Here is a 20,922-nt window from a genome sequence, read left to right as displayed (position 1 = left end):
TGACAAGCGCGGCCTGGCCTCGTCAAACCCTCAAACCGGCATCAGCAGCGCCCGGGCCGCCAGCCAGCGCTGGCTCTCGAAAAACCACGTCCGGGTAGTTTTCAAACATCGACTTGATCAACTCGCGCAGCCAGACGATAGCGGGATCTTTGTGAAAGCGGGGGTGCCAGTGCTGGTGCAGCGCAAACGGCGGCAGTGAGAAGGGCACCTCGATCGTGCGCAAGAAGCCGTACTCGTCAAAGGAATGCGCCAGCTCCAAGGGCACGGTGGCCACCAGCTCGGGGTTGTGTTTGATCAGGAAGGGCACGGTCAGAAAATGGGGCGTGGTGACGGCGATCTTGCGCTGCAGGCCTTGTTGTTCGACCACGTTGTCGTAGGCCTCGGCCGTGTGCCCCGTGAGCGAGACCGCAATCTGCGGCATGGCTTCGAACTCTTGCGGGCTGAGCCGGGGGCCGGGCACCGGGTTGTCGCGGTGCAGCACGGTCACGAAGGAATGCAGAAACAGGCGCTGCTGAAACAGGCCTTCGGGCACGGCCCGAATCGAGCCGATGGCCAGATCGGCCTCGCCCGACCCAAGTAGGGATTCGATCTGTTCCACAGGCACTTGCAAGGTTCGCACTGAGCACCCCGGCGCCAGGGTTCTGAGCTGCTTCAGCAGCGGGGGCAGAAAGACCAGCTCGCCCATGTCGGTCATGCACAGGGTGAACACCCTGCGTGCTGCAGCCGGGTCGAATCGGGCGGCGGCCAGGATGTCCTGCCGCACCGTGGCCATCACATCCAGCACCGAGGCCCTCAATGACTCGGCCTTGCGGGTGGGTGTCATGCCCTCTTTGGTCTTGACGAAAAGAGGGTCGTCAAAAAAGGCCCGCAACCGGTTCACCGCGTGGCTGGTGGCGCTCTGGGTCATACCCAGCGCGTGGGCCGCCTGGGTGACGCTGCGCTCGCGAAACAAGGCATCGAACACCGCCAGCAGGTTCAGGTCCAGCTCATCCATATGAACACCGTGCATTCTTTCAATGATTGGAATGACATTTACGCATTTTCATGCCAAACCTAGGATTGATGAACATCAAGTCGGGAAGCACTTGGTCAACAACGGAGACAAGCGATGTTCATCAAAAACCTTTGGTATGTGGCCGCCTGGGACCATGAAGTCACCCAGGAAGGCCTGTTCAGCCGCACCATCATCGGCCTGCCTGTGCTGATGTACCGCACGCAAGAGGGCCAGGTGGTGGCCATGGAAGACCGCTGCTGCCACCGCGGGGCACCCTTGTCGGTGGGCCGGCGTGAGGGCGACTGCGTGCGGTGCATGTACCACGGCCTCAAGTTTGATGCGACCGGGCAATGCACCGAGGCCCCGGCCCAGGCCAGGATACCGCCGCAGGCCAAGGTGCGCACCCTGCCGGTGGTTCAGCGCCACCGCTGGGTGTGGGTCTGGATGGGCGACCCGGAGCGGGCCGACCCTGACTTGATCCCGGATACCCAGTGGCTGGATCACCCCGATTGGCGAAGCGAGGATGGCTACATCCACTACGACGTCAATTACCTGCTGATCTGCGACAACCTGCTGGATTTTTCGCATCTGCCCTTTGTGCACCCTTCCACGCTGGGTGGCAGCCCCGATTACGCATCGGCCCCTGCCAAGGTGGAGCGCCTGGACAACGGTGTTCGCATCACCCGCTGGGCCATCGGGACCGAAGCGCCGCCCTTTGCCACCGCCGTCAAGACCTGGAGCGGCAAGGTGGACCGCTGGAACATCTACAACTTCACCTTGCCAGCCACCTTGCTGATGGATTCGGGCATGGCACCCACCGGCACGGGCGCGCCTGAAGGCCAGCGCGTGGAGGCCCTTGAGTTCAGAGGGTGCCAGGCGATCACACCCGAAACCGAAAACTCCACCCATTACTTTTTCGCGCACCCGCACAACTTCTCGATCGAGCAGCCCGAGGTGACCCGGTCGATTCACCAGGCCGTGGTGACGGCCTTTGACGAAGACCGCGCCATCATCACGGCCCAGCAGCGCAGCCTGGCCCTGGCGCCCGACTTCAAGATGGTGCCCTTTGGCATCGATGCCGCGCTCAACCAGTTCCGATGGGTGGTGGCGCGCCGCCTGGAAGAAGAAGCCCAGGAGCTGGCCGGCGGCCAGCCCGTGCCCAGGGCCAAGGCTTGAGGCCGCCATGGAACTGATCGTCAGCCAGATCACCCACGAGGCCCAGGACGTGCTGGGGCTGGAGCTCAGAGCGCCTTCGGGCGAGGCCCTGCCCCCCTTCGCGGCCGGCGCCCATGTCGACGTGCACCTGCCCCATGGGCTGTGCCGGCAATACTCCATCGCCAACCCCCCTGAGGAGCGGCACCGCTATGTGCTGGGCGTGGGCCTGGCCCCCGACAGCCGCGGGGGATCCGCCTTCATCCACCACCAGTTGCAGGTGGGGCAGCGGCTGAAGGTGGGGGCACCCCGGTGCTTGTTCGGCCTGTCAGACGCCGCCCATCAGCACCTGTTTGTGGCGGGGGGCATCGGCATCACCCCGATCCTCAGCATGATGGCGGCCTGCCAGGCCCGGGGGCAGCCCTGGCGCTTGCTGTATTGCGTGCGCTCACGGGCCAAAGCTGCGTATGCCTGGCCGCTGGCCCAGCTTGGAGGCAGGCACATCCTCTTGCACGTCGACGAAGAAGCCGGCGGGCAGCCCCCCGACCTGTCGGAGTTTCTGGGCCCCGCCGCGCCAGGGGTGCATGTCTATTGCTGCGGCCCCTCAGGTTTGATGAGTGCCGTGGAGGCCGCCGCGCACCAGGCCGGCTTCGCGCAGGCGCAAGTCCATTTTGAGCGCTTCACAGCACAGGGCCCGGCAGCGGGGTCGACTCAAGGCGGGCAGGCCTTCACGGCCGTGCTGCACCGCTCGGGCCTGCGTGTGCCTGTGCCGCATGACGTGAGCCTGCTCGATGCGCTGGAGCAGCACGGGGTGCTGATCCCGTATGCCTGCCGTGAAGGGCTCTGCCGCAGTTGCGAAGTGGGCATTGTCAGCGGCCAGGCCGAGCACCGCGATCACGTGTTGAGCGAGCACGAACGCCTGGCCCAGCGCTGCATGCTGCCTTGTGTATCCCGATCGCTGAGCCCTGAGTTGGTACTGGACCTCTGAGCCCAGACCTGTTGAAAAAGAAAATGAACCGGAGACAAAACCATGAACACCCACACCACCTACATCACCCCCTCCACCCCCTCCACCCAGACTTCGCCCAAGGCCATGCGCCTCATCGGCGCCATCGCCGCACTGTTTTCAGCCCTGGCCGCGCCGGCACAGGCCCAGGACAGCTATCCGTCACGCCCGATCCGCATCGTGGTGCCCTATGCGGCAGGGGGCGCCACCGATTTTGTGGCGCGCAAGGTGGGTGAAGGGCTCGCCAAATCCATGGGCCAGGCCATCGTGGTCGACAACAAAAGCGGCGCAGCCGGCGCCATCGGTGCTGCCGAGGTGGCGCGGGCCAAGGCCGATGGCTACACCTTGCTCATGACCATCACCGACTCGCAGGTCAACAACACCGCCTTGTTCAAAAGCCTCAGCTACGACCCCCTCAAAGACTTCATCCCCATCACCCAACTGGTGCGCAGCCCCACGCTGCTCTCCACCCACCCCGGCTCGGGCATCAAAAACATGGCAGATCTGAAGGCCAAAGCGGCCAGCGGCAGCCTGTCGTTCAGCTATGCCTCGTGGGGCATTGGTGGCCTGGGCCATCTGCAAGGCGAAACCTTGAGCCGCAGCCTGAATGCCGGCATGGTGCATGTGGCCCAACGCGGTGAGGCCCCCGTGATTTCAGACCTGCTGGCCGGCACGGTGGTGCTGGGCTATTCCTCCGTGGGCAGCGCCATGCAGCATGTGCCCAACGGCAAGCTGATTCCCTTGGCGGTCATGGGGCGGCAGCGCTCCACCTCACTGCCGCAGGTGCCCACGATGCGCGAACTGGGCATGGCCGACCCGATCTACGACACCAGCGTCTGGATCGGCCTGCTGGCCCCCGCCAAGACCCCCGCCCCGGTCATCGACCGGCTGGCACGCGAGGTGCGCGCCATTGTGGGCACGCCCGATATGAGCCAACTGCTCAATGGCCGGGGCTTCGAGGTGATGAACTCGACACCGGAGCAGTTTGCAGAAGATTTCAAGCCCGAGTTCGAGGTGGTGACCCGCAAAATCAGGGAGTTGGGGGTTCAGCCCCAGTGACGCGCTGGCCAAGGGGCGAAGTCTGGCCAAGTGGATCACCCCCCGAACTGCTGCGCCGCAAACGTCCAGGCCAGGCTTGACGCATCAGGCCCGCGCACATCGGCAAAGGCCTGCTTGGCAGCGCCCCCGCTCCAGGCGTGGCCCAGGCCGGCCACAAGCATCAGCCTGGCCACCAGACGGCCTCGGTTCTTGAAGTCGGTCACGGCCAGGGGGTAGCGCTTGCCGCGCTGCAATCGCCGAACCTGGCCGGAGCGCGCGGCGGCCGCCTGCGCCCAGCTCTGGGCGGCTGCCTCGGCATTGGCCGGCGAGACCGTGGTGTCCGCATCGCCATGGATGACCAGCAGGGCGGGCCAATCTGCCGCCATGGTGTTCGGGGTGGCGCTCAATGGCAGGGTCGGGCGGCGTCCGCGCATGGCGCTGAGGGCCGTCAAGGTGGTGTTTGCGGTTCCGGGCGCCACCCCCGAATGCATGACCAATGCCTTGAACCGGCTCGGGTGTCGGGTGACCAACAGGGCCGCCATGCTGGCCCCGGCCGACAGGCCTGCCATGGCAACCTGCCTGGGGTCCACCGGGTTCAGTGTGCACACCTGATCGATCGCCTTCAGGATGAGTTCTGCCTCTGAGTTGGCACGACCGTGGAGGGTGTCAAACCAGTTCCAACATCGCTGTGGGTTGGACAGGGGGTCTTGCTCCGGGTACAGCACCAGGAATCGCTTCTTGGCCGCAATCCGGTTCATGCCGGTGCAGATCGCAAAGCCTTCGGCATCCTGGCCGCAGCCATGCAGCATCACCATGAGCGCCAGTTGTTCGCCGGGCTGCAGGTCAGGCGGGGCATAGAGGCGATAGCGCAGGGCCCCCTCCACGCCCATGGCCAGGCCCCGTGTCCAGGTGCCGGCGCTGGCGCGAACGCCGGGCCGTGGTGCTGCGGCTTTGCGGCGGGCCCGCTTCATAGGGCGGCCGGCCGAGGCGCTGGCCATGCGGGTGGTCATTCTTGCCAGGGTCATGGCGCCCCGCGCAAACGCCTTGGCCCAACGCGCTGTGCGCAGGCGTTTTTTCATTGCAGTGGCTCCATGATCAGACTCGGATTGCTGCGCCAAGGCCTCTGGTCAAGCTCCATGTGACCGTGCTCCTTGGGCAGCGCTGAGGGACGCCCTGTGCACGGTATCGCGCAGCACACACCGGGTCTGTGCTCAAACCAACGGAGCCGGGCCGCCACTGTGGCCGGCATGGGGCGTGGCCCCAAGAGCACTTTTTTAGAACCAAATGAAATAATTCAATTATCCAATATGAATTACTGTTATATTCGGCGGGTGACATCGCGACGGCAGCCAGCTTGGAAAGCCCCCGATGTCACACACAAAGAGAGCGCCACCTCCTTCGAGGCGGGCCCTCCAGTTGGTTTGTAGAGCTGCAGCCAACAGAGTCCACCATGCTCACGCAGCTTGATTCAAGCCTGCGCTTCTGAATGAATCAGATTTCAAAGACCTCCATTTCCATGGGCCAGTACGTCGTTTCGCCCTCGACACACCCGACCGATTGCGGCCGCTTCCGCGCCTCTTTTTCGGTCCACCGCTCTCTCGGCAACGGCAGCTACTGCCGCGTCTTCCGCTTTGACAAGGCCTTCGCCTCGCGCGAGGCGGCCCGGCTCTTTGCCGTGACGCAGGGCTGGTTGCAAACGTGCATGGCATCGCCTCCCGTCTGCTGACGACTCGCTTCAGCCAGATCCGATCCAATCCCCCCGAGCTGCAAAGCGCCTCCGTGGCGCCCGCCAGCATCATGAATGGGTGTCACAAGTTGCGCACCGCAATCCAGAAAGGCTCCAACATGAGCACCAAAATCTACGTGGGCAACCTGCCCTACTCTGTCGACGACGCCAGCCTGAAAAGCAATTTTTCCGAGTTCGGCAGCGTTTCATCCGCCAAGGTGATGATGGACCGCGAAACCGGCCGCTCCAAGGGCTTCGGCTTTGTGGAAATGGCCTCTCTTGAGGTGGCCCAGGCCGCCATCACCGGCCTGCACGGCATGTCGGTCGATGGCCGCTCGATTGTGGTGAACCTGGCCCGTCCGCGCGAAGACAGCAACAAGTCTGGCGGCTACAGCGCAGCCGGTTACACCGCCACCCAACGCAAAGACGTGGGCTATGGCACGGGCGGGTACGGCGGCGGACGCTACTGATCTCCGCCCAGTCCAGTCAAAGGCCTGCTCATTTGAGCCGGCCTTTTTTTTCATCCATGCAGACTCAACGGCAGGAGCCTGCACTTCATATATCAGCGGCCTGCCACGCTCCCCAGGACACCTTGACCAAACCCCATCCCACCACCACGCCCGACCCTCGCCTCAACCAGATCCTCGCGGCGCTGCCCGCCGCTGACTACGCCCGCTTGCGGCCAGAACTCGAACTGGTGGACATGCCACGCGGCTGGACGATGTCAGAGTCGGGTGACCACGTGACGCACCTGCACTTCCCCACCTCGGGCATCGTGTCTTTGGTCTACGCACTGGAGGATGGGGCATCGAGCGAGATCGCGCTGGTCGGCAACGAGGGCTTGATCGGCATCTCCATCTACATGGGGGGTGAGAGCCTGCCCAGCAGCACCGAGGTGCAATGCGCCGGCCAGGCCTTTCGGCTGAGCCGCAAGGTGATGAAGCACGAGTTTGCCCTGGGCGGCCAGTTGCAGCGCCTGGCCCTGCTCTACACCCAGGCCCTGATCGTGCAGACCTCGCAAATGGCGGTGTGCAACCAGCACCACACTGTCGAGCAGCGATTGGCACGTTGGATTCTGATGAGCATGGACCGGCTGCAGAGCAACAAGATGGCCATCACCCAGGAGCGGATCTCGCTCATGCTGGGGGTGCGCCGCGAAAGCATCACGGTGGCCGCCGGGGCGCTGCAAAAGGACGGCATGATCGAAAGATCGCGCGGCGTCATCAGCCTGGTGGATCGCCCGCGCCTGGAAGAGCGCGTTTGCGAGTGCTACCAGGCCGTCAAACAGGAATGCGAGCACTTGATGCCGCACCCGAGCACGCCAAAGGCCGGTACCTGAAGGTCGACCCTGGGTGCGCAGAGGTCATCTGGCACCTGGGCCAGTGATCGCGGGTGTTCACAGCAGCTCGACCCGTGACAACGCCCCTGAATGGATGCCTTGAGCGAGACAGGCCCCGCGGCCCCATCCTCCTTCAGAACGATGGCGCAATGAACCGGGTCTGCCTACAGTGCAGCCCATGTCTGCCGCCAATGCCTTGCCAACGCTGATCGACCCCTTCGGGCGACGCATCGATTACCTGCGCGTGTCGATCACCGACCGCTGCGACCTGCGCTGCACCTACTGCCTGCCCAAGGGCTTCAAGGGCTATGAAGAGCCGGCCCACTGGCTGCGCCCGCCCGAGCTGCTGCGCCTGCTGGGCCTGTTTGTGCGCAGCGGTGTGGCCAAGGTGCGGCTCACCGGGGGCGAGCCCCTGCTGCGGGGCGGCCTGACCGGGCTGGTGCGCGGCATTGCGGCACTGCCGGGCCTGCGCGATCTGTCCCTGTCGAGCAACGGCACCCAACTGGCCCGCCTCGCCGCCGAACTGCGCGAGGCCGGCCTGCAGCGGCTCAACATCAGCCTGGACACCCTGGACCGGGGCTGCTTTGCCCGCATCACCGGGCGCGACGCGCTGGACAGCGTGCTGAGCGGCCTGCAGGCCGCCCAGGCCGTGGGCTTTGGCCCCATCAAACTCAACATGGTGGTGCAACCCGGCGTGAACCTGGACGAGGTCGAGGGCGTTCTGGCCTTTGCCATGGCCCACGGGCATGTGCTGCGGCTGATCGAGCCCATGCCCATGGGCAGCACCGGTCAGGCCCTGGAGGCCCCCGACCTCAGCGCCCTGGGGCAGCGCCTGGCCCACCAGCATGGCCTGCTGCCCTGCGTGATGGGCCAGGGCAGCGGCCCGGCGCGCTACTGGGCCGGGCCCGACGGCCGCGCCAGCCTGGGCGTGATCACCCCGATGTCGCAGCATTTCTGCGCCGCCTGCAACCGCGTGCGCCTGGGCGTGGATGGCACCCTCTACCTGTGCCTGGGCCAGAACGACCGGGTGCCGCTGGGCCCCATGCTGCGCGCCGGCGCCAGCGATGCCGAGCTGCTGCAGGCCTTGCATGCCGGTATTGCGGCCAAGCCCGAACGCCACGTCTTTCAAGAGCAACCCCAGCATGTGATGCGATTCATGGCGCAAACCGGCGGATGAAGGGCGGCAACGATTCACCCAAGCGCACAATTCAAGCTTTGAACGATGGGGAGATGGATTGAGCCTGCCACCCGAGCCCTTGCCGCCAGAGCTGATGCTGCCCGCCGCCGGGCCGGCACGCACCCGGCTGCGCGCCCGCCTGTCCGGCCTGGGCCTGGCCTCCAAGCTGATGGGCATCGGCGGTTTGTTTCTGGTACTGGCCCTGGCCTCGGTCGGGCTCACGCTGTGGGTGACCTGGCAGCTGGAGGGCGGCGCCGCCGCCGTCAACGAGGCCGGGCGCATGCGCATGCAGAGCTACCGCCTGGCCCTGCGCCTGCAGACCCCGGCCCAGCCGGCTGGCCAGGGCGCGCTGAACCAGCAAGTCGAGCAGCAACTGCAAGACTTTGACGCCAGCCTGAGCCTGCTGCGCGACGGCGACCCCGCCCGCCCCCTGGCCGTGCCCTGGGACCAGGCCACCCGGGCGCATTTCGACCTGGTGCAGCGGCGCTGGCAAGCCCTGCGCGAGCTGGCCCGGCAACAGGCGCTGCAACAAAGCGGGCGCCAGGGCCCCGGCCCCGCGCTGGGCCTGCAGGTGGACGACTTCGTGCACGAGGTGGACAACTTTGTCTCGGCCATCGAACTGCACCTGGCGCAATGGACCACCCTGCTGCGCACCCTGCAGCTGGTGATGATGTCACTGGCCCTGCTGAGCGCCCTGGTGCTGCTGTACGTGGGCCATGTGCTGGTGCTGGACCCGGTGCGCCGCCTGCAGCGCAGCCTGGGCCGCATCGAGCAGGGCGACTTCGGCACCCGTGTGCAGGTGGCCAGCCACGATGAACTGGGCGCCCTGGCCGAGGGCTTCAACCGCATGGCCGAACGCCTGCAAGACCTGTACAGCGGGCTGGAGGGCAAGGTGCGCGAGAAGACGGCGCGCCTGCAACTGGAGCAGCAACGCCTGCGCACCCTGTACGAGACCGCCACCTTCGTGGCCCAGGCCGACACCTTGCAAACCCTGGCCCAGGGCTTTTCACGCCAGCTGCGCAGCATTGCCGGGGCCGATGCCGTGGCCATACGCTGGTCGGACGAGGCCACCCAACGCTATGTGCTGCTGGCCAGCGACTGCCTGCCCAAGGTGATGGTGGAGGAGGAGCACTGCGTGCTCACCGGCGACTGCCTGTGTGGCGCCTCATCCGAGCGCGCGCTGGCCCAGCCCTTGAAGGTGATCCCGATCCTGGATGCCGCACGGCAGGCGCCACCCGATGGCACCAGCCAGCGTGTGCAACAGCACTGCGAGCGCGCCGGCTTCCGCACCCTGGTGACGGTGAGCCTGACCTGGCATCAGCGCGTGCTGGGCGAGATCGAGCTGTTCTACCGCCACGACACGGCACTGAGTGCCGAGGAGCGCAGCCTGTTCGAAGCCCTGGCCAGCCACCTGGCGGGCGCCATGGAGAACCTGCGCAGCGCCGCGCTGGCGCGCGAATCGGCCGTGGCCGACGAGCGCCAGATGCTGGCCCGCGAGCTGCACGACTCGATCGCCCAGTCACTGGCCTTTCTGAAGATCCAGATGCAGCTGCTGCGCAGCGCCATGAGCGACGCGCGCCCGGCCGCCGTCGAGGCCACCCTCGACGAGCTGGACGCGGGCATCCGCGAGAGCTACAGCGATGTGCGCGAGCTGCTGCTGCACTTTCGCACCAACACCCATGCCGAAGACATGGAGCCCGCCCTGCGCGAGACCCTGTCCAAGTTCGAGCTGCAGGCCGGCATCCGGCCCAGCCTGGCCATCCACGGCGAAGGCCTGCCGATTGCGCCCGATGTGCAGGTGCAGGTGCTGCACATCGTGCAGGAGGCCCTGTCCAACATCCGCAAGCACGCCCACGCCCGCCAGGTCGAGCTGCGGGTGGACACCCACCCGCAGTGGCAGGTCACCATCCGCGACGATGGCCTGGGTTTTGATGCCCGGGGTGGCCCCCCCGATGGCACCCACGTGGGGCTGCGCATCATGCGCGAGCGCGCCGAACGCATCGGCGCCCAACTGAGCCTTGATTCAGGCCCGCAGGGCACCTGTGTGACCCTGCGCCTGCCCCGACATCCGCCGCCGACGGCGGCCCCCACTTCCGTAGCCACTGCACCATGACCCTGCCCGCTCCGATCCGACTCCTGGTGGTGGACGACCACAAGCTGTTCCGCCGCGGCCTGGTGGCCCTGCTCAGCCAGCAGGCCTGCCTGCAGGTGGTGGCCGAAGCCACCGACGCGGGCGAAGCCCTGAAGCTGGCGGCCCAGCACGCGCCCGAGGTGGTGCTGCTGGACAACCACCTGCCCGGCGTGCACGGGGTGGATGTGCTGCCCCAGTTGATGGCGCTGGTGCCCGCGCCCCAGGTCATCATGCTCACGGTGAGCGAAGACGCCGAAGACCTGTCGCAGGCCCTGGCCCGCGGCGCCAGCGGCTACCTGCTCAAGACGGTGGATGGCGACGAGCTGGTGGCCTCGATACGGCGCGTGCGCGAGGGCCAGTCGGTGGTCTCGCCCGAGATGACGGGCAAGCTGTTTGCGGCCTACCGCCAGGCCGTGGCCTCAGCCCCCGCGCCCGAGCCCGAACAGGCCACGGAAGCAGCCATCGAAGCGGCGCCCGAGGCCACGGCGCGCCCACCTGAGCCTGGCCTGGTGGTCTCCAAGCTGTCGCCCCGCGAGCGCGAGATCCTGCGCGAGATCGCGCGTGGCGCCAGCAACAAGGAGATCGCGCGCACCCTCAAGATCGCCGAGACCACGGTCAAGATCCACGTGCAGCACATCTTCCGCAAGCTCAACCTGAGCTCGCGGGTGCAGGCCGCGGTGTACGCGGTGACTGATCCAGATCAAGCTTGAGGCTCGGACTACTCCTTTAGGAGGATGGTGCCTGCCCGGATGCAGGATGTTCAGGGCGCACTGATTTTTTGACACTGGGGACCACTCAAAAGGAGGTTCTCCCATGTCTTCGCGCGGCAAAGCCTTGTCGGTACTGACCGTCAGCACGCTCGCCTTCACGGTGTGCTTCATGGTCTGGATGATGTTTGGCGTGATCGGCATCCCGATCCGCAAGACCCTGGGCCTCAACGCCACCGAGTTCGGCCTGTTGACGGCCATGCCGGTGCTCACCGGCTCACTGGTGCGCGTGCCCCTGGGGGTGTGGACCGACCGCTACGGCGGCCGCATCGTGATGATGGGCACCCTGCTGGCCTGCGTGCTGCCGATCTGGCTCATGAGCTACGCCACCCAGTACTGGCAGTTTCTGGTGCTGGGCCTGTTCGTGGGCCTGGCCGGCGGCGTGTTCTCGGTGGGCACGCCCTATGTGGCGCGCTGGTTCCCCAAGCAGCAGCAGGGCTTTGCCATGGGCGTGTTCGGCGCCGGCAACTCGGGCGCTGCGGTCAACAAATTTGTGGCGCCGGCCCTGATCGTGGCCTTTGGCTGGGCGGTGGTACCCCAGGTGTACGCCGCCGTGATGCTGGGCGTGGCGGTGCTGTTCTGGTTTGGCAGCGCCAGCGACCCAAGCCACCTGGTGGCCAGCAAGAGCAGTTGGGGCGACCAGCTCAAGACGCTGAAGGACCCGCGCGTGCTCAAGTACTGCCAGTACTACAGCATCGTGTTCGGTGGCTATGTGGGCCTGAGCCTGTGGATGGTGCAGTACTACGTGGGCGAATACGGCCTGGACATCCGCTGGGCCGCCCTGCTGGCCGCCTGCTTCTCGCTGCCCGGGGGCGTGCTGCGCGCCATTGGCGGCTACCTGTCCGACAAGCACGGCGCGCACCAGGTCACCTGGTGGGTGCTGTGGGTGAGCTGGATCTGCCTGTTCCTGCTGAGCTACCCGCAGACCGATTTCAGCATCACCACCGTCAACGGGGTGCGCAGCTTCCACATCGGGCTCAACGTGGTTGGCTTCACGGCCCTGATGTTCACCCTGGGCATTGCCTTTGCCTTCGGCAAGGCCAGCGTTTTCAAGTACATCAGCGACGACTACCCCGGCAACATCGGCGCCATCTCGGGCGTGGTGGGCCTGGCCGGTGGCCTGGGCGGCTTTGTGCTGCCCATCCTGTTCGGCGTGCTGCTCGACCTCACGGGCGTGCGCTCCAGCGCTTTCATGCTGCTGTATGGCGTGGTCTGGGTCTCACTGATCTGGATGTACTTCACCGAAGTGCGCAGCCGCGACGTGCTGCGCGGCAACCCCGCCTGAGCGGCCCTCCCCCGACACAACCCTTTCAAAAGGAATCCCCATGTCAAGCAAGACCGTGGCGCCCGAGCGCGCCCGCCCCGGCAAGACCCTGGCGGTCTGGACGCCGGAAGACAAGGCCTTCTGGGCCTCGCAGGGCCAGGCCATCGCCAAGCTCAACCTGTGGCTGTCGGTGCCCGCCCTGTTCCTGGCCTTTGCCATCTGGCAGCTGTGGAGCGTGGTGGCCGTCAACCTGCCCTTGATGGGCTTCAAGTACTCCACCAACCAGCTGTTCTGGCTGGCCTCGGCGCCGGCCCTGTCGGGCGCCACGCTGCGCATCTTCTACTCGTTCATGGTGCCCCTGGTGGGCGGGCGGCGCTGGACCGCCATCTCCACTGCCTCGCTGCTGCTGCCCGCCATCGGCATCGGCTTTGCGGTGCAAGACGCCAACACCCCCTACCCCACCATGCTGATGCTGGCCCTGCTGTGCGGCCTGGGCGGTGGCAACTTCTCGTCGTCGATGGCCAACATCAGCTTCTTCTTTCCGAAGGAGCGCAAGGGCTCGGCCCTGGGCGTCAACGCCGGCCTGGGTAACCTGGGCGTGTCGGTGGTGCAGTTTCTGAGCCCCATCATCATCTCGGTGGGCGTGTTCGGTGTGCTGGGCGGCGAGCCCCAGCACATCAGCAAGGCCGGCCAGGTGAGCGAGGTTTGGGCCCAGAACGCCGCCTTCGTGTGGGTGCCATGGATCGCCCTGACCGCAGCGGCCGCCTGGTTCTTCATGAACGACATCGCCGACGCCAAGGCCTCGTTCGCCGCCCAGGCCGCCATCTTCCGCAACAAGCACAACTGGGTGATGTGCCTGCTCTACCTGGGCACCTTCGGCTCCTTCATCGGTTATGCGGCGGGCTTTCCGCTGCTGATCAAGTCGCAGTTCAAGGATGTGAACCCGCTGGCCTATGCCTGGCTGGGCCCGCTGGTGGGCGCGCTGATCCGCCCCGTGGGTGGCTGGCTGGCCGACAAGCTGGGCGGCGCCCGCGTCACCTTGTGGAACTTCGTGGTGATGGCCCTGGCCGTGGTCGGTGTTCTCTACTTCCTGCCCAAGGGGGCGGGCAGCGCCTTCGCCCTGCCCTGGGGCCCGGTCGAGGGGAGCTTCACGGGCTTCTTTTTGATGTTCCTGGTGCTGTTCTTCACCACCGGCGTCGGCAACGGCTCGACCTTTCGCATGATCCCGGTGATCTTCATCGACCTGAAGACCCGCCGCGCCCCGCGCAACGACGAGCTGGCCCAGGCCCAGGCGGTCAAGGAGGGCAACACCGAATCGGCCGCCGTGCTGGGCTTCAGCGCCGCAGTGGCGGCCTACGGCGGCTTCTTCATCCCCAAGAGCTATGGCTCGTCGATCGCCAGCACCGGCGGCCCCGAGCTGGCCCTGCTGACCTTCATCGCCTTCTACCTGCTGTGCATCGTGGCCACCTGGTGGTTCTACGCCCGCCGCGACGCCGACGTGCCGTGCTGAACCCTTTTGCGCAGCCTTACCGACCCGAATTCAACGGAGCCACCCCATGAGTCATTTTCTGGACCGACTGAGCTTTTTTGCCCAGGCCCGCGAACCCTTTGCCAACGGCCACGGCGTCACCACCGGTGAAGACCGCACCTGGGAGGACGCCTACCGCAACCGCTGGCAGCACGACAAGATCGTGCGCTCCACCCACGGTGTGAACTGCACGGGCTCATGCTCGTGGAAGATCTACGTCAAGGGCGGCATCGTGACCTGGGAAACCCAGCAGACCGACTACCCCCGCACCCGCCCCGACCTGCCCAACCACGAGCCGCGCGGCTGCGCCCGCGGCGCCAGCTACTCGTGGTACCTGTACAGCGCCAACCGCGTCAAGCACCCCATGGTGCGCGGCGAGTTGCTCAAGCACTGGCGCGCCGCCCGCACCGTGGCCAAGAGCCCGGTCGATGCCTGGGCCACCCTGATGGCCAACGACGAGATCCGCCGCAGCTGGCAGACCCAGCGCGGCCTGGGCGGCTTTGTGCGCAGCAGCTGGGACGAGGTCAACGAGATCATCGCCTCGGCCAATGTGCACACCATCAAGGCCCACGGGCCCGACCGCATCATCGGCTTCTCGCCGATCCCGGCCATGTCGATGGTGTCGTATGCCGCCGGCAGCCGCTACCTGAGCCTGATCGGGGGCGTGTGCATGAGCTTCTACGACTGGTACTGCGACCTGCCGCCCGCCAGCCCCCAGGTCTGGGGCGAGCAGACCGATGTACCCGAGTCGGCCGACTGGTACAACTCGACCTTCATCATCGCCTGGGGCTCCAACGTGCCGCAGACGCGCACCCCCGATGCCCACTTCTTCACCGAGGTGCGCTACAAGGGCGCCAAGACGGTGGCCGTGACGCCCGACTACGCCGAGATCTCCAAGCTGGCCGACCTGTGGATGCACCCCAAGCAGGGCACCGATGCGGCCGTGGCAATGGCCATGGGCCATGTGATCCTGAAGGAGTTCTACTTCGACAAACGCAGCGTCTACTTTGACGACTATGCGCGCCGCTACACCGACCTGCCCATGCTGGTGATGCTGCAGGAGCAGGACACCCCGGCCGGCCGCGCCCTGGTGCCCGGCCGCTACCTGCGCGCCAGCGACCTGGGCACGGCGGCCGGCACCGCCAATGCCGACTGGAAGACCCTGGCCTGGGACGAGCAAGGCCAGGTGGTGCAGCCCCAGGGTTCGATCGGCTTTCGCTGGGGTGCCGAAGGCCGGCCCGACCAGGGCCGCTGGAACCTGGAGAGCAAGGAGGCCGTGGACGGCCGCCCGGTGCAGCTCAAGCTATCGGTGCTGGAGGGTGCCGGTGGCAGCACCCCGGCCATGACCAGCGTGAACAAGGTGGCCTTCCCCTACTTCGGCGGCATCGAGTCGCCCCAATTCACCGCCAACAAGCAAGGCGATGTGCTGCTGCGCAACGTGCCCATGCAGCGCCTGCTGGTGCAGCAGGACGGCGTGCCACGCGAGGTCTGGGTGGCCACGGTGTTCGACCTGCAGGTGGCCAGCTACGGCGTGCACCGCGGCCTGCGCAATGCCGCGGGCGATCTGGTGGACGACGGCGCGCTCTCCTATGACGACAACCTGCCCTACACCCCGGCCTGGCAGGAGCAGATCACCGGCGTGCCCCGCAGCCAGGTGCTGACGGTGGCACGCCAGTTCGCCGACAACGCCGACAAGACCCGGGGCAAGTCCATGGTCATCATCGGCGCGGCCATGAACCACTGGTACCACAGCGACATGAACTACCGCGGCATCATCAACATGCTGATGATGTGCGGCTGCATCGGCCAATCCGGGGGCGGCTGGGCCCACTATGTGGGGCAGGAAAAACTGCGCCCGCAGACCGGCTGGACCGCCCTGGCCTTTGCCCTGGACTGGTCGCGCCCGCCGCGCCAGCAGAACTCGACCAGCTTCTTCTATGCCCACACCGACCAGTGGCGCTACGAGAAACTGGGGGTGGAAGAGGTGCTCTCGCCCCTGGCCGACAAGGCCCAGTTTGGCGGCAGCATGATCGACTACAACGTGCGCGCCGAACGCATGGGCTGGCTGCCCAGCGCCCCGCAGCTCAAGACCAACCCGCTGCAGGTGTGCCGCGACGCCAGCGCCCAGGGCCTGGACGCCAAGGACCATGTGGTCGATGCGCTGAAGAACGGCTCGCTGCAGATGTCTTGTGAAGACCCGGACGACCCGGCCAACTGGCCGCGCAACATGTTTGTCTGGCGCTCCAACATCCTGGGCTCCAGCGGCAAGGGGCATGAGTACTTTCTCAAGCACCTGCTGGGCACCACCCACGGCGTGCAGGGCAAGGCCCTGGGCACGGACGATGCCAAACCACAAGAGGTGCGCTGGCACGCCGAAGCCCCCCAGGGCAAGCTGGATCTGCTGGTGACGCTGGACTTCCGCATGAGCACCACCTGCCTGTACTCGGACATCGTGCTGCCCACCGCCACCTGGTATGAGAAGAACGACCTCAACACCAGCGACATGCACCCCTTCATCCACCCGCTGTCCACCGCCGTGGATCCGGCCTGGGAGGCACGTTCGGACTGGGACATCTACAAAGGCTTCGCCAAGAAGTTCTCCGAGGTGTGCGTGGGCCACCTGGGGGTCGAGAAAGAAGTGGTGCTGACGCCGATCATGCACGACACCCCGGGCGAGATGGCCCAACCCTTCGACGTGAAGGACTGGAAGCGCGGCGAGGTGGATCTGATCCCGGGCCGCACGGCGCCGCAGATCACGGTGGTCGAGCGCGACTACCCCAACACCTACCGCCGCTTCACCGCCCTGGGCCCGCTGATGGACAAGCTGGGCAATGGCGGCAAGGGCATTGGCTGGAACACCCAGGACGAGGTGCGCCAGCTGGGTGAGCTCAATGGCACGGTGCGCGAGACCGGCGTGAGCCAGGGCCGCCCCCGCATCAACACCGACATCGACGCCGCCGAGGTGGTGATGATGCTGGCCCCCGAAACCAATGGCCAGGTGGCCGTGAAGGCCTGGCAGGCGCTGTCGAAGCAGACCGGGCGCGAACACGCCCACCTGGCCCTGCACCGCGAGGACGAGAAGATCCGCTTCCGCGACATCCAGGCCCAGCCGCGCAAGATCATCTCCTCGCCCACCTGGTCGGGGCTAGAGAGCGAGAAGGTCAGCTACAACGCGGGCTACACCAATGTGCATGAGCTGATCCCATGGCGCACCCTGACCGGGCGCCAGCAGTTCTACCAGGACCACCCGTGGATGCGCGCCTTTGGTGAGGGCTTTGTGAGCTACCGCCCCCCCGTGGACCTGAAGACCCTGGCCGAGGTGCAGGGCCTGAAGCCCAACGGGCACCGCGAGATCGCGCTGAACTTCATCACCCCGCACCAGAAGTGGGGCATCCATTCGACCTACACCGACAACCTGCTGATGCTGACGCTGAACCGCGGCGGCCCGGTGGTCTGGCTCAGCGAGGACGACGCCCAAAGCGCCGGCATCGTGGACAACGACTGGGTGGAGCTGTTCAACGCCAATGGCGCCATCGCGGCCCGCGCGGTGGTGAGCCAGCGGGTGAAGAACGGCATGGTGATGATGTACCACGCCCAGGAAAAGATCATCAACACCCCGGGCTCGGAGATCACGGGCACACGCGGCGGCATCCACAACTCGGTGACCCGCATCGTGCTCAAGCCCACCCACATGATCGGTGGCTACGCCCAGCTCAGCTACGGCTTCAACTACTACGGAACGATAGGCACCAACCGCGACGAGTTCGTGGTGGTGCGCAAGATGGCCCGGGTCGACTGGCTCGACGGCGAAGCCACCCCAGGCGCCCACACCCAAGGAGCACACGCATGAAGATCCGAGCCCAAATCGGCATGGTCCTGAATCTGGACAAATGCATCGGTTGCCACACCTGTTCGGTGACCTGCAAGAACGTCTGGACCAACCGCCCCGGCGTGGAATACGCCTGGTTCAACAACGTCGAGACCAAGCCCGGCATCGGCTACCCCAAGGAATGGGAGAACCAGGACAAGTGGAACGGTGGCTGGGTGCGCAAGCCTGACGGCCGCATCGAGCCGCGCCAGGGCGGCAAGCTCAAGTTGCTGATGCGCCTGTTTGCCAACCCCAACCTGCCCGAGATCGACGACTACTACGAGCCCTTCACCTTCGACTACGAGCACCTGCAAAGCGCGCCCAAGTCGAAGGCCCCCCCTACGGCGCGCCCGCGCAGCCTCATCACCGGCCAGCGCATGGAGAAGATCGAATGGGGCCCGAACTGGGAGGAGATCCTGGGCGGCGAGTTCAGCAAGCGCAGCAAGGACAAGAACTTCGAAGACATCCAGAAGGACATCTACGGCCAGTTCGAGAACACGTTCATGATGTACCTGCCGCGCCTGTGCGAGCACTGCCTGAACCCGACCTGCGTGGCCAGCTGCCCCTCGGGCTCGATCTACAAGCGCGAGGAAGACGGCATCGTGCTGATCGACCAGGACAAGTGCCGCGGCTGGCGCATGTGCGTGTCGGGCTGCCCCTACAAGAAGATCTACTACAACTGGCAAAGCGGCAAGGCCGAGAAGTGCATCTTCTGCTACCCCCGCATCGAGGCCGGACAGCCCACCGTGTGCTCCGAAACCTGCGTGGGCCGCATCCGCTACCTGGGCGTGCTGCTGTATGACGCCGACCGCATTGAGCAGGCCGCCCAGACTGAGCACGACCGCGACCTGTACCAGGCCCAGCTCGATGTCTTCCTGGACCCGCACGACCCAGCCGTGATCGAACAGGCCCGGCGCGACGGCGTGCCCGAAGCCTGGCTGACCGCCGCGCGCAACAGCCCGGTGTACAAGATGGCCGTGGACTGGAAGGTGGCCCTGCCCCTGCACCCCGAGTACCGCACCCTGCCCATGGTCTGGTATGTGCCACCGCTGTCGCCCATCCAGGCCGCTGCCAACTCGGGCGATCTGGGCGTGAATGGCGAGATCCCGGACGTGAACCAGCTGCGCATCCCCGTGCAGTACCTGGCCAACCTGCTGACCGCTGGCGACACCGGCCCCGTGATGCGGGCGCTGGAGCGCATGCTGGCCATGCGCGCCTACATGCGTTCGCGCCATGTGGACCAGGTCGAGAACACCGCGGTGCTGAACCAGGTGGGCCTGGACGCGGCCACGGTGCAGGACATGTACGACATCATGGCCATTGCCAACTACGAAGACCGCTTCGTCATCCCCAGCACCCACCGCGAGTACGCCGAGAACACCTTTGACGTGCGCGGCGGCTGCGGCTTCTCGTTCGGCAACGGCTGCTCGGACGGCGCCAGCGAGCCCAGCCTGTTCGGTGCCAAGAAGAAGCGCACCATCCCGATCAAGGCGGAGGAATGAGCATGAGCACGGCACACAACACCGCTGCGCGCAGCCTGCGCGCCCTGGCCCACCTGCTGACCTACCCGGATGCCGCCCTGCGCCAGGTGCTGCCCGAGATCGAGGCGGCGCTGCAGCAGGAGGCCGCGCTGTCGGCCGAACACCGCGCCGGCTTACTGGCGCTGACGCAGGCCCTGCAGAGCAGGGACCCTCTCGAGGTCGAGGGCGACTACGTCGACCTGTTCGACCGCGGGCGGGCCACCTCGCTGCACCTGTTCGAGCACGTGCACGGCGATTCGCGTGACCGCGGCCCGGCCATGATCGACCTGCTGCAGACCTACGAGCAAGGCGGCCTCTACCTGGACCCGGCCCGCACCGATGGCGAACTGCCCGACCACCTGCCGGTGGTGCTGGAGTTCGCCTCCACGCTGGCGCCCCAGGCCTGCCGCGATTTCATCGGCGAGTTCGCCCACATCCTGAACAGCGTGCACGACGCCCTGGTGGGGCGCCAAAGCGCCTACGCCGACGCCCTGGCCGCCGTGCTGGAACTGGGCGGCCAGGCCCTGGTGACCCGGCCCCCGGTGGCCGAGCCCGCCATGGACGAAAGCTGGGCCGAGCCCGAAGCCTTTGCCGGTTGCAGCAGCCCGGGCCAGCAAAAGCCCGGCCAGAGCCAGCCCATCCACTTCATGCCCCGCGCCGGGGCAGCCCAGCCACGAGGAGCCCTGTCATGAGCCTCAGCCATCAATTCGTCTTCGGCATCTACCCCTACCTCTGCGGTGTGATCTTTCTGCTGGGCAGCCTGATCCGCTTCGACCGAGAGCAGTACAGCTGGCGCAGCGAATCGAGCCAGATGCTGGCCTCGGGCAGCCTGCGCTGGGGCTCCAACCTGTTCCATGTGGGTGTGATCGGCCTGTTCTTCGGCCACCTGTTCGGCATGCTGACGCCGCCCGAGCTCGTGCACGCCCTGGGCGTGAGCCCGGCGCAAAAGCAGTTGCTGGCCGTGGTGGCCGGCGGCACCCTGGGCGGCCTGGGCCTGATCGGCCTGCTGCTGCTGATCCGCCGCCGCCTGGGCAACGCCCGGGTGCGCGCCACCTCGCACAAGCGCGACTTCGTGGTGCTGTTCTGGCTGCTGGCCACCCTGCTGCTGGGCCTGTCCACCGTGCCGCTTTCGCTGCAGCACAGCGATGGCACCACCATGCTGCTGCTGATGGCCTGGGCGCGCCACATCGTCACCTTCCAGGGCGACGCGGCCAGCCTGATCGCGGGCGTGTCGCCGGTGTTCAAGCTGCACATGTTCATGGGCATGAGCCTGTTTGCCATCTTCCCCTTCACCCGCCTGGTGCATGTGTGGAGCGGCTTTGCCGCAGCGGGCTATGTGGTCCGACCCTGGCAGATCGTGCGCAGCCGCAAGATCGGCCTCTGAGCCAGCCCGCTTCTGAAAGAGAAACACC

17 protein-coding genes are annotated in these 20,922 nt (G+C 66.4%); 15 read left to right on the top strand and 2 right to left on the bottom strand.

Annotation, left to right across the window (positions count from 1 at the left end):
- Nucleotides 1-22: 22 nt before the first annotated feature.
- Nucleotides 23-1,009, bottom strand: a complete 987-nt coding sequence (locus L880_RS31410; RefSeq protein WP_051442979.1) for a LysR family transcriptional regulator — start codon at nucleotides 1,007-1,009, stop codon at nucleotides 23-25.
- Between the two features lie 99 nt (nucleotides 1,010-1,108).
- Between L880_RS31410 and L880_RS0102755 the strand changes: the two genes are divergently transcribed.
- The 3 genes from L880_RS0102755 to L880_RS0102745 are packed head-to-tail and all read left to right on the top strand — an operon-like array spanning nucleotide 1,109 to nucleotide 4,211.
- A complete protein-coding gene (locus tag L880_RS0102755) occupies nucleotides 1,109-2,170 on the top strand; it encodes an aromatic ring-hydroxylating dioxygenase subunit alpha (RefSeq protein ID WP_027474364.1) in 1,062 nt (353 codons plus the stop codon).
- Nucleotides 2,171-2,177: 7 nt separating this feature from the next.
- The gene (locus L880_RS0102750; protein WP_027474363.1) at nucleotides 2,178-3,134 is read left to right on the top strand and encodes a PDR/VanB family oxidoreductase; all 957 of its coding nucleotides are present in this window, start codon (nucleotides 2,178-2,180) and stop codon (nucleotides 3,132-3,134) included.
- Nucleotides 3,135-3,176: 42 nt separating this feature from the next.
- Nucleotides 3,177-4,211 carry a Bug family tripartite tricarboxylate transporter substrate binding protein gene (locus L880_RS0102745; RefSeq protein ID WP_084460932.1) on the top strand — a complete coding sequence of 345 codons (1,035 nt, stop codon included), beginning with the start codon at nucleotides 3,177-3,179 and terminating at the stop codon, nucleotides 4,209-4,211.
- Nucleotides 4,212-4,246: 35 nt separating this feature from the next.
- On the opposite strand, the gene L880_RS0102740 is transcribed toward L880_RS0102745, so the two are convergent.
- Complete coding sequence (locus L880_RS0102740; protein ID WP_027474361.1) at nucleotides 4,247-5,269, bottom strand: extracellular catalytic domain type 1 short-chain-length polyhydroxyalkanoate depolymerase; 1,023 nt, start codon at nucleotides 5,267-5,269, stop codon at nucleotides 4,247-4,249.
- Between the two features lie 407 nt (nucleotides 5,270-5,676).
- On the opposite strand from L880_RS0102740, the gene L880_RS0102735 reads away from it, so the two are divergent.
- The 12 genes from L880_RS0102735 to narI all read left to right on the top strand — a co-directional run bounded on the left by L880_RS0102735 (nucleotide 5,677) and on the right by narI (nucleotide 20,894).
- Nucleotides 5,677-5,916, top strand: a complete 240-nt coding sequence (locus L880_RS0102735; RefSeq protein ID WP_211245265.1) for a hypothetical protein — start codon at nucleotides 5,677-5,679, stop codon at nucleotides 5,914-5,916.
- A gap of 119 nt (nucleotides 5,917-6,035) precedes the next feature.
- Entirely contained in the window at nucleotides 6,036-6,386 is a 351-nt protein-coding gene (locus tag L880_RS0102730; RefSeq protein ID WP_027474359.1) for an RNA recognition motif domain-containing protein, read from the top strand.
- 122 nt (nucleotides 6,387-6,508) lie between these two features.
- Nucleotides 6,509-7,255 (top strand): Crp/Fnr family transcriptional regulator, encoded by a 747-nt coding sequence (locus L880_RS0102725; protein WP_027474358.1) that lies wholly within the window; start codon nucleotides 6,509-6,511, stop codon nucleotides 7,253-7,255.
- Between the two features lie 178 nt (nucleotides 7,256-7,433).
- Nucleotides 7,434-8,432: a GTP 3',8-cyclase MoaA gene (moaA, locus tag L880_RS0102720; RefSeq protein WP_027474357.1), complete on the top strand. Its 999-nt coding sequence runs from the start codon at nucleotides 7,434-7,436 to the stop codon at nucleotides 8,430-8,432.
- Between the two features lie 58 nt (nucleotides 8,433-8,490).
- On the top strand, nucleotides 8,491-10,545 hold the full coding sequence (locus L880_RS0102715) for a type IV pili methyl-accepting chemotaxis transducer N-terminal domain-containing protein (RefSeq protein ID WP_245614890.1): 2,055 nt from the start codon (nucleotides 8,491-8,493) through the stop codon (nucleotides 10,543-10,545).
- Complete coding sequence (locus tag L880_RS0102710; RefSeq protein ID WP_027474355.1) at nucleotides 10,542-11,273, top strand: response regulator; 732 nt, start codon at nucleotides 10,542-10,544, stop codon at nucleotides 11,271-11,273. The genes L880_RS0102715 and L880_RS0102710 overlap by 4 nt, the downstream gene beginning before the upstream one ends.
- 103 nt (nucleotides 11,274-11,376) lie before the next feature.
- Nucleotides 11,377-12,615 (top strand): MFS transporter, encoded by a 1,239-nt coding sequence (locus tag L880_RS0102705; protein ID WP_027474354.1) that lies wholly within the window; start codon nucleotides 11,377-11,379, stop codon nucleotides 12,613-12,615.
- 40 nt (nucleotides 12,616-12,655) lie between these two features.
- Nucleotides 12,656-14,104: a NarK family nitrate/nitrite MFS transporter gene (locus L880_RS0102700; RefSeq protein ID WP_027474353.1), complete on the top strand. Its 1,449-nt coding sequence runs from the start codon at nucleotides 12,656-12,658 to the stop codon at nucleotides 14,102-14,104.
- Between the two features lie 46 nt (nucleotides 14,105-14,150).
- On the top strand, nucleotides 14,151-17,972 hold the full coding sequence (locus tag L880_RS0102695) for a nitrate reductase subunit alpha (RefSeq protein ID WP_027474352.1): 3,822 nt from the start codon (nucleotides 14,151-14,153) through the stop codon (nucleotides 17,970-17,972).
- On the top strand, nucleotides 17,969-19,492 hold the full coding sequence (gene narH, locus L880_RS0102690) for a nitrate reductase subunit beta (RefSeq protein WP_027474351.1): 1,524 nt from the start codon (nucleotides 17,969-17,971) through the stop codon (nucleotides 19,490-19,492). Before L880_RS0102695 ends, narH begins: the two co-directional genes overlap by 4 nt.
- On the top strand, nucleotides 19,489-20,202 hold the full coding sequence (gene narJ / locus L880_RS0102685; protein ID WP_211245264.1) for a nitrate reductase molybdenum cofactor assembly chaperone: 714 nt from the start codon (nucleotides 19,489-19,491) through the stop codon (nucleotides 20,200-20,202). Before narH ends, narJ begins: the two co-directional genes overlap by 4 nt.
- Entirely contained in the window at nucleotides 20,199-20,894 is a 696-nt protein-coding gene (narI, locus tag L880_RS0102680) for a respiratory nitrate reductase subunit gamma (RefSeq protein ID WP_027474349.1), read from the top strand. Before narJ ends, narI begins: the two co-directional genes overlap by 4 nt.
- Nucleotides 20,895-20,922 lie beyond the last annotated feature (28 nt).

The sequence above is a fragment of the Curvibacter gracilis ATCC BAA-807 genome (assembly GCF_000518645.1).
GTDB lineage: Bacteria > Pseudomonadota > Gammaproteobacteria > Burkholderiales > Burkholderiaceae_C > Curvibacter > Curvibacter gracilis.
The sequence above is the reverse complement of the archived record's forward strand: the minus strand, read 5'-3'. Positions and strand labels throughout refer to the sequence as shown.

Bases quoted from the DNA above. Each gene is read 5' to 3' on its own strand.
- L880_RS0102700 (WP_027474353.1), top strand. From the start codon at position 12,656: ATGTCAAGCAAGACCGTGGCGCCCGAGCGCGCCCGCCCCGGCAAGACC.
- L880_RS0102745 (WP_084460932.1), top strand. From the start codon at position 3,177: ATGAACACCCACACCACCTACATCACCCCCTCCACCCCCTCCACCCAG.
- narJ (WP_211245264.1), top strand. From the start codon at position 19,489: ATGAGCATGAGCACGGCACACAACACCGCTGCGCGCAGCCTGCGCGCC.
- L880_RS0102735 (WP_211245265.1), top strand. From the start codon at position 5,677: ATGAATCAGATTTCAAAGACCTCCATTTCCATGGGCCAGTACGTCGTT.
- L880_RS0102705 (WP_027474354.1), top strand. From the start codon at position 11,377: ATGTCTTCGCGCGGCAAAGCCTTGTCGGTACTGACCGTCAGCACGCTC.
- narI (WP_027474349.1), top strand. From the start codon at position 20,199: ATGAGCCTCAGCCATCAATTCGTCTTCGGCATCTACCCCTACCTCTGC.
- L880_RS0102750 (WP_027474363.1), top strand. From the start codon at position 2,178: ATGGAACTGATCGTCAGCCAGATCACCCACGAGGCCCAGGACGTGCTG.
- L880_RS0102710 (WP_027474355.1), top strand. From the start codon at position 10,542: ATGACCCTGCCCGCTCCGATCCGACTCCTGGTGGTGGACGACCACAAG.
- L880_RS0102730 (WP_027474359.1), top strand. From the start codon at position 6,036: ATGAGCACCAAAATCTACGTGGGCAACCTGCCCTACTCTGTCGACGAC.
- L880_RS31410 (WP_051442979.1), bottom strand. From the start codon at position 1,009: ATGCACGGTGTTCATATGGATGAGCTGGACCTGAACCTGCTGGCGGTG.
- L880_RS0102740 (WP_027474361.1), bottom strand. From the start codon at position 5,269: ATGAAAAAACGCCTGCGCACAGCGCGTTGGGCCAAGGCGTTTGCGCGG.
- moaA (WP_027474357.1), top strand. From the start codon at position 7,434: ATGTCTGCCGCCAATGCCTTGCCAACGCTGATCGACCCCTTCGGGCGA.
- L880_RS0102695 (WP_027474352.1), top strand. From the start codon at position 14,151: ATGAGTCATTTTCTGGACCGACTGAGCTTTTTTGCCCAGGCCCGCGAA.
- narH (WP_027474351.1), top strand. From the start codon at position 17,969: ATGAAGATCCGAGCCCAAATCGGCATGGTCCTGAATCTGGACAAATGC.
- L880_RS0102755 (WP_027474364.1), top strand. From the start codon at position 1,109: ATGTTCATCAAAAACCTTTGGTATGTGGCCGCCTGGGACCATGAAGTC.